Source organism: Peribacillus folii, from assembly GCF_030271255.1.
GTDB lineage: Bacteria > Bacillota > Bacilli > Bacillales > DSM-1321 > Peribacillus.
This window is the reverse complement of sequence record NZ_JASJOM010000010.1, coordinates 37,738-51,634: the sequence shown is the minus strand read 5'-3', so window position 1 is coordinate 51,634 and position 13,897 is coordinate 37,738. Positions and strand designations below refer to the sequence as shown.

At 44.5% G+C, this 13,897-nt stretch carries 11 protein-coding genes; 5 read left to right on the top strand and 6 right to left on the bottom strand.

All coding sequences use genetic code 11. The annotated features are described in order from the left end of the window. Positions 1–11: 11 nt before the first annotated feature. The 4 genes from QNI08_RS16955 to QNI08_RS16940 all read right to left on the bottom strand — a co-directional run bounded on the left by QNI08_RS16955 (position 12) and on the right by QNI08_RS16940 (position 4,163). Positions 12–2,003, bottom strand: coding sequence for a methyl-accepting chemotaxis protein (locus QNI08_RS16955; protein WP_285768580.1), 1,992 nt, complete (start codon positions 2,001–2,003; stop codon positions 12–14). A 197-nt stretch (positions 2,004–2,200) separates the two neighbouring features. Continuing rightward, positions 2,201–2,761, bottom strand: a complete 561-nt coding sequence (locus QNI08_RS16950) for a PH domain-containing protein (RefSeq protein WP_285768579.1) — start codon at positions 2,759–2,761, stop codon at positions 2,201–2,203. 23 nt (positions 2,762–2,784) lie between these two features. Further along, positions 2,785–3,666: a PH domain-containing protein gene (locus tag QNI08_RS16945; protein WP_285768578.1), complete on the bottom strand. Its 882-nt coding sequence runs from the start codon at positions 3,664–3,666 to the stop codon at positions 2,785–2,787. 2 nt (positions 3,667–3,668) lie between these two features. Continuing rightward, positions 3,669–4,163 (bottom strand): PH domain-containing protein, encoded by a 495-nt coding sequence (locus QNI08_RS16940; RefSeq protein WP_285768577.1) that lies wholly within the window; start codon positions 4,161–4,163, stop codon positions 3,669–3,671. Positions 4,164–4,295: 132 nt separating this feature from the next. On the opposite strand from QNI08_RS16940, the gene dacB reads away from it, so the two are divergent. Next, positions 4,296–5,786, top strand: a complete 1,491-nt coding sequence (gene dacB / locus QNI08_RS16935; RefSeq protein WP_285768576.1) for a D-alanyl-D-alanine carboxypeptidase/D-alanyl-D-alanine endopeptidase — start codon at positions 4,296–4,298, stop codon at positions 5,784–5,786. A gap of 58 nt (positions 5,787–5,844) precedes the next feature. Here dacB and QNI08_RS16930 read toward each other — a convergent pair whose 3' ends face one another. Next, a complete protein-coding gene (locus QNI08_RS16930; protein WP_285768575.1) occupies positions 5,845–6,480 on the bottom strand; it encodes an HAD hydrolase-like protein in 636 nt (211 codons plus the stop codon). A gap of 105 nt (positions 6,481–6,585) precedes the next feature. On the opposite strand from QNI08_RS16930, the gene QNI08_RS16925 reads away from it, so the two are divergent. Together QNI08_RS16925 and QNI08_RS16920 are read left to right on the top strand one after the other, a co-directional pair. Beyond that, positions 6,586–7,146 carry a uridine kinase family protein gene (locus tag QNI08_RS16925; RefSeq protein ID WP_285768690.1) on the top strand — a complete coding sequence of 187 codons (561 nt, stop codon included), beginning with the start codon at positions 6,586–6,588 and terminating at the stop codon, positions 7,144–7,146. Between the two features lie 346 nt (positions 7,147–7,492). Further along, positions 7,493–9,238 (top strand): glycosyl hydrolase family 18 protein, encoded by a 1,746-nt coding sequence (locus tag QNI08_RS16920; protein ID WP_285768574.1) that lies wholly within the window; start codon positions 7,493–7,495, stop codon positions 9,236–9,238. A 66-nt stretch (positions 9,239–9,304) separates the two neighbouring features. On the opposite strand, the gene rpoN is transcribed toward QNI08_RS16920, so the two are convergent. After that, on the bottom strand, positions 9,305–10,675 hold the full coding sequence (gene rpoN, locus QNI08_RS16915; RefSeq protein ID WP_285768573.1) for an RNA polymerase factor sigma-54: 1,371 nt from the start codon (positions 10,673–10,675) through the stop codon (positions 9,305–9,307). Positions 10,676–11,003: 328 nt separating this feature from the next. Here rpoN and QNI08_RS16910 point away from each other — a divergent pair, with 328 nt between their 5' ends. Together QNI08_RS16910 and QNI08_RS16905 are read left to right on the top strand one after the other, a co-directional pair. Next, complete coding sequence (locus QNI08_RS16910) at positions 11,004–12,329, top strand: aminotransferase family protein (RefSeq protein WP_285768572.1); 1,326 nt, start codon at positions 11,004–11,006, stop codon at positions 12,327–12,329. Between the two features lie 18 nt (positions 12,330–12,347). Next, positions 12,348–13,781 (top strand): aldehyde dehydrogenase family protein, encoded by a 1,434-nt coding sequence (locus QNI08_RS16905; RefSeq protein WP_285768689.1) that lies wholly within the window; start codon positions 12,348–12,350, stop codon positions 13,779–13,781. Positions 13,782–13,897 lie beyond the last annotated feature (116 nt).

Sequence of the window (13,897 nt, the reverse complement as noted above, 5' to 3'; positions counted from 1 at the left end):
CTTTTTTTTGATTAAAATATGAATTTCCTTATTTCTTTATGCATTTCCTGTGATAAGGTATCGAGATCACTGGCAAGGGCATTCAATTGTTCCATGGAGGCGTTCGTTTGTTCGACCGAAGCTGATACTTCCTCGGTTCCCGCCGCCGTTTCCTGACTGATAGAGTTTAATTGTGCCGCGTTGCCGGCCATCCGTGTGACCTCTGATACCATTTCATTCATCATCGTTTTTATTTCGTCAAAATTGCTGAATGTGCTCTCGATGATCGTTGCAATGTGACTGAAGGCATTTTCCGTATCCGTCACCGAGGTATCCTGATGATGGATTTTTTGATTGACTTGGTCAATCAATTGTACTGTATTGCTTGTATCGGCTTGCATCGCTTGAATGATTTCAGAGATTTCCTTCAATGACTGTTCCGTTTGCTCGGCCAACTTCTTCACTTCATCTGCTACCACGGCAAACCCCTTTCCATGCTCGCCGGCCCTTGCCGCTTCGATGGCAGCATTCAAGGCTAGTAAGTTGGTTTGTCCGGCAATCCCGCTTATCGTCTTTACGATTGCGCTGATATCGTGGGAGCGTGCATCCAATGACTTGACGGCTGTGCTCATTTTATTGGAAATCAGCGAAGTTTCGTTAAATTGTTGTTTTAAGTCCCGGACCTGAGTGATGCCGTTTTCTGAAGCCTTGAACATATTATCGGATTCCAACGCCATTTTGCTTGTTTCTGCATCAAGATCATTAATTTTGTCCGCCAAAAGCTTTACGGCATTTTCATTATTTTGACCGACTTCAATTTGGTCTATGGCACCTGACGCTATTTGTTCCATCGTCAAGGCGACCTCGTTTGCTGCAGCCGAATTCTCCTCTGCACTTGCCACTAGCGTCATGGAGGAATCGGAAACTTTATCGGAAAGGTTGTTGACCTTTCCTAGCATCTGGCTCATATTACGGGCCATCATGTTCGTATCTTCCGCAAGCTGACCAATTTCATCAGTCCTTGAGATCGAATTTTTGGCTGTGAAATCACCATCAGCCATCTTCCGTATCGAGCCTTGCAGCTTTTTAATCGGGTTTGTCAAGGATCTGGTGATGAAGATGGCAGATAAGGCAGTGATGGTGAAGACGATCAACAATGTGATGATATTATCTTTGATCATCGGGCTTGCACGGACTATCACTTCATTTTCATCCATCAATCCAGCTATTCGCCATCCGGTAGTCGGGTTGGTGGCATAGCCGATGATCCGTTTTTTTCCTTCATATTCCTCGATCATCGATCCGGATTCACTTTTCATTTTTTTGAAAATGTTCTCCTTGGATATATCCTGTTGAATCTTTTCCTTATCCGGATGGGTAACGAATGCTCCTTTTTTATCCAGTAATACCGAATAACCGGTTTCCCCGAACTTCGTTTGATTAACCATCTTGACCAATGTGTCTATCGAAATGTCGACACCGAGCACACCGATTAATCGGTCACCATCATATATGGCCTTTGCTGCGGTAATGACCATTTCATTAGTAGCTTGATCTGTATAAGGTTCGGTCCAAATGGTTTCATTTTTTTCCTTCAAGGCGGTTTGATACCATTCCCTCTGTCTCGGGTCAAAGTCCGCAGGTAATTCAGCTTTTGGGAAAATTATGGTTTTTCCCTCTTTTTCCGTGCCAAGATATAAGCCATTTATTTCAGAATTGCTGGACTGTGTATGGGAAAACTCATCAAATATCGATTCAGGGTCCTTTTCATAAGCACTCATGCGGGGATACTTACTGATCCTATCCAATTGATCCTCCGTTTTCTTGAAGAAGATTTCAAAGGATTCATTCATTGACTTGACTTGCTCTTCCGTCGTTCCAGTAAGCTCATTCGTCGTTAACTCGATGCTGTTTTTATAGCTCATGTAAGCAATGGCCAATCCGCTTATCATGATCAAAGCTAAAAAGGGAATCAATATCTGTTTTTTTAGCGAATTAAAATACCAATCTGTCATTTTTTTCATGGACCATGCTCCCTATATAGATTTAATTTTGGCTTCTAATAGATATTTCGGTGAACAATCACTTTTTTGAAGCTTCTATTTAGAAAATTGCCATAATAAATCATCACCCTTGTGGAGCTAACCACTGACTTAGATATTAGCGGGGGAATCACAGATGAAAAAGAAGAGGAGACAGCATTAGTCACCTCTTCGATTGCTTACTCCATTTGAATGGTGTGGGTCCTGCCCATGTACCACGCATAAAAATCGTCCGCATATTCGATGGGCACATCATGGATTTTTGTGTGATGTACAGGTTTGGAGCGGTTGATCGTTTGGATGGAGGCAAGCCCGAAAACCTTCTGCAGTTTGGAGCGCCTGACTTCAATTTGTATGACCTTGCTCCTCTTTGTAATGAACAGTGAGGTTCCTAAGCTTCCGGATTTAAACTGGACAAACTCACCATTCAACAAGTAGCGGCTGCTTTTGTAATCCAATATTCTCAATGTGTAAATGAGGGCAAGTAAAATCAATGAAAAATACCACAAAGCCATATCGAAAAAAAAGATGGCGACTGTAGTAAGAAGCCAGAACACGCTGGGGCGAAGCATCCGGATTTTGAAGGCTTGTTTCGAGAGCGGCTTCATGGAACGTTCCACCTTGTAAGCGGGCAAAATCTCCTCGATCATCTCATGGGCCCGTTCTATCGATAAAAAAGGATAGAGGACATTCGTCTCAAGCTCTTCATCCCCAGTGCTTCCTGCGCTTATCAGTTTCACTTCGGCTAAACCAAGCATCCTTTTCATGAGGATTGGGTGATCTCGACAGCTTGCACTTTTTCTTTCTGGATCGAAAAAGCGGATTCGTCCAGCACACCTTTCTTGATATGGATGCGGTTTTGATCAGATGAAATTTCATATTTTCCATATTTAACAAAAGTGGAAACGATTCCGAAAGTGACAGCCATACAGATGAGGGCAATGATGACGATGGTTATGATCCACCATGAATCCATGACCTTCGCTGCGAATCCTTCCGCATTCCTTAAATCGATGAAATCATCGAGTGTATTATATAATGTGGCCACAATGGGAATGAGGGCCAGGAAGCTGAGCGATGTAAAGGAGGCTTTCAGAACGTCTCGTTTGGTCGGCGTGAAATGAATCGTCTTTTCCGTAACGGGACCCAGGTCTGCTGCCATTCGCTCCGCGGCAACCTCCGCATCCGCGATTGGGCCATTCTTTGACGAATGGGCACGCTCTAGCCGCTCGGCCTCTTTTTGGGATATCACCTCGAAGGGGACACTGCCCTCGTCGCCGCTGGTCCCCATTTCGAACGTCAAGGAGGTTAGTTTAAAAATCTTGTGGAATAATGTCGTCCGTCGTTGAACATTCTGCACCTTATGAAGCGGTACCGATTGATATGATTTCGAGATGAGTCCCGTAGTAATATGAATGGTGCCTTCCTTGATCTGATATTTATAGGTATACCATGTAAGGATGATCGACAAGACCCTCCAGATCAAATAGATTAGAAAGAGAAGTTGGAGTAGCTTCATATACATTTTTTCTGATCCGAAGTTCAATATATAAAGCATGATGATGAAAAAAATATTCCCTTTCAGCAATCTTCCTAATTCAAAAGGGATTTTGATGGGGTGAAGCCGTTTTGCCTGTTGCTCCATCGTCAATCCACTTCCTTAATCTTCGCGAAATGGGCGATTTTGTCCCGTAATTCATAGGCCTCATCCTCCGGTATGGCAGGTATGTCGTGGGAGCTGCCCATTGTGCCGATGCTTAGTGAGTATAAATTATATTTTCGCAGCAAAGGACCTTGGTCCAGCCGGACGGATTGAACTTTCGTCATCGGTATGAGTTCATGCGTTTCATACAATGCTCCTTGTTTTGTTTGGATGAATTCTTCATTCACATCGTAACGCCAATATCTTTGCAGCAAGACTGGTTCTATGATGATGGACCAGACAGAATGGCATAAGGATAGTACGATAAGTCCGATTAATAGCCATCCGATCCATACTTTCCAAGCAAAATATCCGTCTGCAAACAATAGAATGAAAAGGACGGCAAGTATGATGAGATGGATAATGGCTTCGAACATCCGCCAAACTTTCACGGCTTGTTTGGAAATCTTCTTGGTAGGTGGTTTAATCTTCGAATACATATATTCACTCCTTTTGTGTCTTCATACTTATACGGATTAACTTTCGAGAAAGTTCCCGGTTTGTCTTCCTATTAGATGAAGGTAAAGTGGATAAGATAGTAGGAGACATTTTTTAGACTGGGAGTGATAGGTTTGACATATAAAAGGAAGGTAAGCTGTTTCTTCTTCCTATTTTTGATTGGCATTTTTCATGGAGAATCAATGCAGGCCGCAAATGGAATGGGAACCGTGGACCAGGAGATTCAGCGTATTTTGGATGAAACCCCTGCATTATCAGGGGCGTTAGCGGGAATTTCGATCCGGTCAGCAGAAACGGGGGAACTGATTTATGAACGAGGTTCGCAAACGCGCTTGCGTCCAGGTTCCAATCTGAAGCTTTTGACGGCAGCGGCAGCGCTGGAAACGTTGGGGGAAGACCATGTATTTCTGACGGAATTATACGAAAAAGGCGTGCAAGTCGGCCATGTCCTGCAGGGCGATTTGTATTTGAAAGGAAAAGGGGATCCGTCATTGCTGGAAAGTGATTTCGATGAGCTGGCTGCTTCACTTAAGCGAAAGAAAGTGAAACTCATTCATGGAAATCTTATTGGGGATGATTCCTGGTATGATGATGTCCGGTATTCAAAGGACTTAGTATGGAGCGATGAACAAGAATATTACGGAGCGGCTGTCTCAGCTTTAACCGCTTCCCCGGATGAAGATTATGATACCGGAACCATCATCTTGAAGATTAAGCCAAGTAAAAAAGCCGGCAGTAAGGCCGCATTGGAGAAAATTCCGGAGATGGATCATGTAAGAATCATCAACAAAACGAAAACAGTGGCATCAGGCGGCCAAAAGGAAATCCATATTGAACGATCTCACGGAACACAGGTCATTACGGTGACTGGAACGATTCCGGAAAATACCGGGGAGGTCAAGGAGTGGGTTTCAGTGCAGGATCCCACCGAATATGCCTTGAACCTTTTCGAGAAATCAATGAGAAAACAAGGGATCAAAATTGTGGGGGAAAGGAAAAAAGGGGAAACGCCAATAGACGCGAACTTGATTGAAACTCATCGATCCATGCCGCTTTCACAGCTTCTCATTCCGTTCATGAAGCTGAGCAACAACAGTCATGCTGAGGTCTTAATAAAAGAGATGGGCAAAGAAGCCGGCGGGAAAGGGAGCTGGGAGGACGGTTTGAAGGTTTCCGGAAACGTGATGAATCGTTTGGGACTCGATATGCAAACGATCGAGATGCGCGATGGCTCCGGTATTTCCCAAGTCAATATGATCCCAGCCAATGAGATAACGAAGCTGCTATATGCCATACAGGAAAAAACGTGGTTCCCCAGCTATTTGAATGCGTTGCCGGTGGCAGGAATCGAGAGTCGAATGGTGGGAGGAACGCTTAGGAAGCGAATGCAGGGGACCTTTGCAGCCGGGAATGTCCGGGCGAAAACGGGGACGATTACAGGAACAAGCGCATTAGCGGGTTATGTGACGACCAAACGAGGGGAAAAACTGATATTTTCAATCATCCTCAATAACTTCGTGGAAGAAAAGGGAATAACGGCCATCCAGGATAAGATAGCCGTTATGCTCGCTGAACAGGAACGATTATTAACGAAGGGACGTTAGGAGCCAATGAGATGCATAGGTTTGCAGTTCACGGAAATCTGTGATGAGTACATCCGCCTCATTCAATTCCTGTTCCCCGGCAAATCCGAATTTGCAGCCTACAAGCAGTTAGATTGTTTTTCCTTGCCGCTTCGATGTCGGATTTCCGGTCGCCGATCATCAGCGCATGTTGAACGTGATGCTCATCCAATATCATTTTTACCAAATCGGACTTGGAGCCTTCCGCAGATCTTTGGACACTGTAAATGTCGGTAATATATTGATGCAGTCCAAAGTAAGAACAGATTTCCTCCAAATACCTTTCGAGTCCGTTACTAGCAATGAAAATGGATATATCAAGCTTTTTGATCGTGGAAAAGGTCTCTAGCACGTAAGGAAAAAGCTGGCCCCTTCCTTCTTTGATTTCCTGATTCAAATATCCCAAAAAAAGGCGGTCCGCCTGTTGGCGAATAGGATCAGGATGTTCCGGCATCAGAGTTTCCGAAACGACGCTCAGGGGCACGCCCATTATTCTTTGGTACGCTGCAAGCGGGGCATTCCCATTCCAGTTTCCTTCTGCCCGAAGGACCTCAAATGTTTTTTCAAGAGAAGAACCTAAAATTTCGTTTGTTTGAAATAAGGTACCGTCCATATCAAAAATGGCGGCAAATTGGATCGTGTTCAATACATGCACCTTCTTTTCAGTTTTTTTCATTTACTCCCCACAGGAAACATGCGGGATTGAATGGAAATAGGTAAGGTAGGAGGAATGCTTATGAAATTTACAACGCTGAATGGTCCGCTTACAATCGAAGTCCTTATGGCCGAAATTCATGTCATGTCCCCAAAACGATTTCCCTATCTGATCGCCATAGACGGCAGGGGCGGGTCTGGAAAAAGTACATTAGCTTCCCTTATCCAGGCAGCGTGTCCGGGGAGCGCCGTTATTCATATGGACGATTTTCATTTCCCATCTTCGCAACGCATTCAGCTGCCTCCATCCCAAAAACAAATCGGAGCAGATTATGATTGGAAACGGTTGTTTTTCCAAGTACTGCAGCCGCTCTCCGAAGGGATGGAAGCAAAATATCAACGGTATGATTGGGATAAGGATGCCTTGGCTGAATGGCATGTTGTCCCTTCTGATTGCCTGGTCATTGTTGAAGGAACGTATTCCACTCGTAAGGAATTGGCTTGGCTTTATAATTTCACCGTCTGGGTGGAATGTCCCCGTGATCGACGTTTGGAACGCGGCCTCGAACGGGATGGCGAAGAGGCGCGCCAGATGTGGGAAGATAACTGGATGATCCAGGAAGATCTTTATGTGGAATCGCAAAAGCCGCAAGAAAGGACGAATCTTGTGGTGGACGGAACCTGCTGAATCCGACGGATTTTTCAAGTCATTTTAATTGTAAAGGTTTTCCTGGAAAAATCATATCAATCATTTAGCAGGATTTTAGAGGGGAAACGATGTTCACTGATGCAAAATGATATGACGAATGAAGTGCAAAGTCCCCGATTTCGGGGACTTTTTTAAGATGCCTTTTTCAGTATTCAAAAACTCCATTTGGATTTTTTTACATAAACAGGTCTTTCCACCTGTACAAATAATTTGTCATGACATGTAAAATATTAGTATCATACAAATTTTGTAAATGACATCCTGGCAGCTCGTCGGTTTAATAGATTCATTCTAGTAACGGAAGAAATCGGGAGGGGTATAGGGAATGGAAAAAGGCAAATGGATGTACTCTTTGGGGATGCTTGTGGCATTGATCGCTTCATTAATATTTGGAAACTTGGGAGCGTCACAATCAGCGGAAGCCTCCGGTAAGTCAGTGAAGAAAGTCGTTGGTTATTATACATCCTGGGGAGCGAAGGATCGGGACTACCAGGTGGAGGATATCAATGGAACGAACATAACCCATATCAACTATGCTTTTGCCGATATTTGCTGGGATGGAGTGCATGGGAATGCTTCTGTGGATAATCCGGGTTCAAATACATGGAAGTGCCAGGATTCATCCATTCCACTTCAAAGTAAAAAAATACCGAATGGAACAGTCGTCTTAGGCGACCCCGAAATTGACGTCAAACATGCCTATGGGAAAAAGACAGTGAAGCAATGTAATCGTGCAGAATGCGGAAACTTTGCAAAACTCAATGATCTGAAAGAAAAGCATCCGCACATAAAAACGCTTATTGCCGTCGGTGGCTGGTCATGGAGCAACCGTTTCTCCGATGTGGCAGCGGATCCTGCAACGCGGAAGGTGTTCGCCCAATCCTCGGTTGAATTCATTCGGACATATGGCTTTGATGGCGTCGACCTCGATTGGGAATATCCCGTGGAAGGGGGGCTTGCTGGGAACGCTCTCCGTCCTGAAGATAGAGAAAACTATACATCATTGCTCCAAGAAATCCGCAATGAATTGGATAAAGCCGAAAAAGAAGACGGCAAGCATTATATATTGACGATAGCGGCAGGAATAAGCGGCTCGTTCATAAAAAACACGGAAATATCAAAGATTGCGGAAATTGTAGATTGGATCAACCTGATGACCTACGATTTCCACGGAGGCTGGGAAACGATTACAAACCATAATGCCCCGCTTTATTTTTCAAAAAAAGATCCCAATAGTAGCTGGGGGTTGACGGTCAAGGAGTCGGTTGAACGGTATAAGGCAGCGGATGTGCCCATGGATAAAGTCACACTAGGTATTCCGTTTTATGGGAAAGGGTGGACTGGAGTAGAAGCTGGAGGGCAATATGGGGAATACCAAACTGCCACATCTGGAAGCAATGGTTCTTTTTTGCCTCAGGGGACGTGGGATGATGATACATCTGGCATTACCGGTATATTCGATTATGGAGACCTTGCAGCCAACTATGAAAATAAGAAAGGCTTTAAACGATATTGGAATGACGAAGCAAAGGTGCCTTTCCTATATAACCCAAAAACGAAATCGTTCATTTCATATGATGACCGCGAGTCCATCGGTCACAAAACTGCCTTCATCGATTCACAGGAGATGGGAGGGGCGATGATTTGGGATTTAAGTCTGGATTGCAGATTTTCAGGAAAGTATACATGCAAAGGCGATACCCTTCTGCAACAAATTTCCGATGATCTGCTGGAAGGAGGCATTAAAGGACCTTATCATGGTATCAATGATGTCAATGTCACATATACCATCACTTCTAAGTGGGGGACAGGCTCCATTTTCAATATCAATATCAAAAACACCGGCACAACCCCTATAGAGAATTGGAAGGTTGAATTCGATTACGCGGGGAAAATCCAGCAAATCTGGAATGGGAAAATCATCAGGGAATCAAGGCATCACTATGTGATCAAGAATGACCATTGGAATGAAAAGATCAAACCGGGGGAAACGGTGACGATAGGGGGAGAAGGAAGGGGGACCGCCGCCCCAGCTATCATCACTAATGTGGCCGTGCATGAAATGAAATAAGAATATATAGAAGCCTCCTCCAAACAGTCATGCCTTTTGGAGGAGGCTTTTTTATGACAAGCGTTATTAAAATCTGCGCCGCTTGGAAGAACCAGGTATACCAAGAGCTTCACGGTACTTTGCTATGGTGCGGCGGGACACCACGGTTCCCTCACTTTCAAAGATTTGGCATAGCTTCTGGTCGGAAAATGGTTTTATTTTATCCTCATCGGCAATCAAGACCTTTATTTTTTCTTTGATGGTGGCAGTCGATTCACTGTCTTTATCATTGACTCGATTTAACCCTCTCGTAAAGAAGTTCCTTAATTTATAAAGTCCATATGGTGTCTGGATGTATTTATTGCTCGTCGCCCTGCTGATCGTTGACTCATGAAGCTGAAGTTTTTCGGAAATGTCTTTCAGTGTCATCGGTTTTAATCCAGCCATACCCCGCAGGAAAAAATCCTGCTGTGTCTCCAAGATTGTCGCCGTCACTCTATATAGAGTCATTTGCCTTTGTTCGAGTCCTTTGATCAGCCATTGAGCATCATTTAAGTGGGCTTTAACGTAATCTTTAGCTGGATTTTCCGATTTCGTGTCGATGCATTCCCTATAGTGAGAATGGATGGATAGCTTTGGTATGAAGCTATCGTTGACAGTTATCTTATAACCATCTTTTTCTTTTTCCACGAATACATCCGGGACGATGTAATGGATCATCTCATCGGAAAAATGACTGACCGGGCGTGGGTTTAAGGTACGGATGAAGTCGGCTGCCTCCTGAACTTCCTGGATGGTCACTTTATTAAGTTCAGCAATTTTTCGGAAGCGGTTTTCGGCCAAATCCTTTACGTGCTTTTCGACGATCGTATAAGCCAATCGGTTGCCATTGCCTTGATTGCGGATTTGGATGAGTAAGCAATCGATCAGATCTTTAGCTCCGACGCCAATGGGGTCAAGCGATTGCAGAACGTCAATCATCCTCTTGATTTCCTCGGCCGTCACCGAAAAAAGCGAGGCTGTCCAATTTATATCAATATCAAGAAAGCCACTTTCATTTAAGCTTCCTATTAAGAATTCGACAATTTTCATTTCGCTGCTTTTCATTGACGTGAAAAAACTCAGCTGCTCCAATAAATGGGCCTCCAATGTCTCTGTAGTACCGGAAAAATTATCGATTGGGTTGTAATCATTATCTTTACTGTATTGCCTATTGGATGAAGTGTCCCGTTTGCGATTTTCCTTGATGGATGGACAAACGATCTGTCCAGTGTTTGAGGCGAGGGGGTCACTAACTGCTGCGGTCATTTCGAGAACAGGATTTTCATTAGCCTGCTCTTTTAGGAAATCCATCAATTCAAGTGTGGAATATTGCAGGATATGGATTGCCTGCTGCAATTCAGGAGTTAATGATAATTTCAAGGATTGTTTTAGCTGCAAATCAAAGCCTGCTTGCATGTCTATCAACTTCTTTCATTTTAGATTAACTAAGTGAACAAAAGGATAGTTTAGATAATAATACAAATCTTCCGATAATTCAATATATAATGTCAGGTAATGTAACATGGTTTAGACTACCCGAAATTTACAGAAGAGTGAATTGTTCGATTCGATTATAAATCAATTGATTCTAAAATAAATCAATATGCTCTCATTTTGATTTGAATATGAATCATTTTGTGAAGAATACCTATTCTATTAGGTTCATATACTTTGGCATGCATCTTGCAATATCCTAAATATAAAATTATACAAAAATCCATTATTCAAGAAGGGTGTTTTTTACATGATTAAAGAGAAGACGGGTATTCAGGAATTAATCGATCTGGATAAAAAGCATTTCATTCATCCGACTACGGCTATCGAGCAACAGCAGGCAGATGGCCCAAGTTTCATCTTTAAAGAAGGCAAAGGGATTTATCTTACGGACGTTAAGGGCAGGACAGTCATCGATGGAATGTCTTCACTGTGGAATGTGAATATTGGTCATGGACAAGAAGAGCTGGCCGATGTGGCAAGAGAACAAATGGCCAAACTGGCGTTCACCTCCAACTTCGCTACTTTCAGCAATGAGCCGGCCATTCGGCTGGCTGCCAAGATCGCTTCCGTAGCACCTGGAGATTTGAATGCCGTTTTCTTCACTTCGGGCGGTTCGGAGTCGAATGATACGGCGTTCAAACTTGCGCGTCATTATTGGATCCTGAAAGGCCAGCCTAATCGTCAAAAGATCATTTCACGTTCGAAATCGTATCATGGAGTTGCCATGGGTGCGACAAGTGCGACCGGCCTGAAACCATTCCGTGACTTCACGAATTCGGTAGCTCCTGATTTTCGTTATGTCGACGGTGCATCTATTGAAGAGCTGCGGAAGGTCATTGAGCAGGAAGGCCCGGAAACGGTTGCGGCCTTTATTGCGGAACCGATACAAGGAGCAGGCGGCGTGAATCTTCCTCCTGAAGGCTACTTCAAGGAAGTAAGGGAGATTTGTGATGAATATGGCATTTTAATGATCACGGATGAAGTGATAACAGGTTTCGGAAGAACAGGTAGGTATTTCGGGATTGAACACTATGGCGTCGTGCCGGATATGATGTGCTTTGCAAAAGGTGTGACGAGTGGTTATGCCCAATTAGGCGGTGTGGTCTTGAACGACAAGCTGCACAAGGACTTCATTTCCCTTTCAAAAGGCACGCTTCTGCATGGGTACACATACAGCGGTCACCCGATGGCTTGTGCGGTGGCTTTGAAAAACATTGAGATAATTGAACGTGAAAACCTGATGGAAAACTCGAAACAACGCGGTGAAGAGCTGCTTGCCGGCTTCAGGAAGCTTCAAAGCAAACACCAAATCATTGGGGATGTCAGGGCGCTTGGACTGATTGGCGGCATCTCCATCGTGAAGGATAAAAAGACTGGGGAAGGCTTCGAGACACCATTAGCCCCAAAACTTGTGGCTGAAGCGGCGAGGAATGGCTTGATTTGCCGGTCTGTTACGTTCGATCAAGATACACTCGTCTTTGCACCGCCGCTAATCATCACGAAATCCGAGGTCGAAAAGATCATCGACATCCTTGATAAAACATTTACAGCTGTCGAAAAAGAAATTTTATAAGAGGTGAAGAGGATGGAAATGACGGAAACGCTGAAGAAGAAATTATTCATTAATGGTAAATGGCAAGAAGCTGACCATTTCACGACGCTTACATCTCCGTATAGCGGGAAAGTTTTAGCGGAAATTCCTTCGGCAAGCATAGAAGATGTGGAGCTGGCGATAGAATCGGCTCATCAAGCGAGGAAAACGATGGCAGCCCTTCCTAGCCATAAGCGTGCTGCCATACTTGAACAGCTTGCCGGTCTTTTGGAAAGCCGCAAGGAGGAAGCAGCTGAAATTATCGCTAAAGAGGCAGCGAAGCCGATTAAAACGGCAATGGTAGAAGTCTCGCGGACGATAGCCACATATAAATTTGCGGCAGAGGAGGCAAAAAGGATTCATGGGGAAACATTGACGATGGATGCTACAGCAGACGGGGAGGGACGGATCGGCTATACAGTCCGTGAACCGATTGGAGTTCTTGGTGCCATCACGCCTTTTAATTTCCCGATGAATCTGGTCGCCCATAAAATCGGCCCGGCGATTGCTGCGGGTAATACGATCGTCTTGAAGCCTGCGAGCCAAACACCACTATCCTCGATTTTTCTTGCGGAGCTATTGGCGGAAACCGAATTGCCTGTCGGAGCATTCAATTTAGTTACTGGAAGCGGCTCTGTAATCGGTGATAAATTAGTCACTGATTCACGGGTGAAAAGCATATCCTTCACCGGCAGTCCTGCTGTAGGAATCGGAATCCGCAATAAAGCGGGATTGAAGAAGGTGAGTCTCGAGCTTGGATCGAATGCGGCCGTCATAGTGGATAAAGGAATCCATATCGATAAAATCATCCAGCGCTGTGTTTCGGCAGCATTCTCTTTCCAGGGGCAGGTCTGCATTTCCTTACAACGTGCGTATGTTCATGAAGACGTATACGATGAGTTCGTCAAAAAATTCATAGCAGCGACGAATGCCTTGAAGCTTGGCGATTCCTTGGACCCTTCGGTGGACATCTCTGCGTTGATCAGTCCTGGTGATGTGCAACGAAGCCTCGACTGGATCGATGAAGCCAAACAACATGGTGCGGTCGTTGCAGCAGGGGGCAAATCCGAGGGGAATATCCTGCATCCAACTGTGCTGCTGGAAGTGGATTCGATGCTGAAGGTATCCTGTCAGGAGGTTTTCGCACCGATCGTGTTAATAAACAAGGTTGCTTCCGTAGACGAAGCGATTGACTTGGTCAATGATTCCGAATTTGGACTGCAGGCTGGGATTTACACGGAAAATATCAACCTGGCCCTTTCTGCGGCAGAAAAATTGGAAGTCGGCGGCGTGATCATCAATGATATCCCGACTTACCGCGTCGACAACATGCCATACGGCGGCGTCAAAAAAAGCGGAACGGGCCGCGAAGGATTAAAATATGCCATCGAGGAAATGACGGAAATGAAATTGATCATCATTAATCGGGATTAGTAGGTGGAAGATGGGCAAATGTCCATCTTCTTTTTTTAGCGAAAAATTATGCAGAAATGAATAGGTCATTCACGAATGAATGTAATGGGCCCACGGATGGGTAAATAAACGCCGCG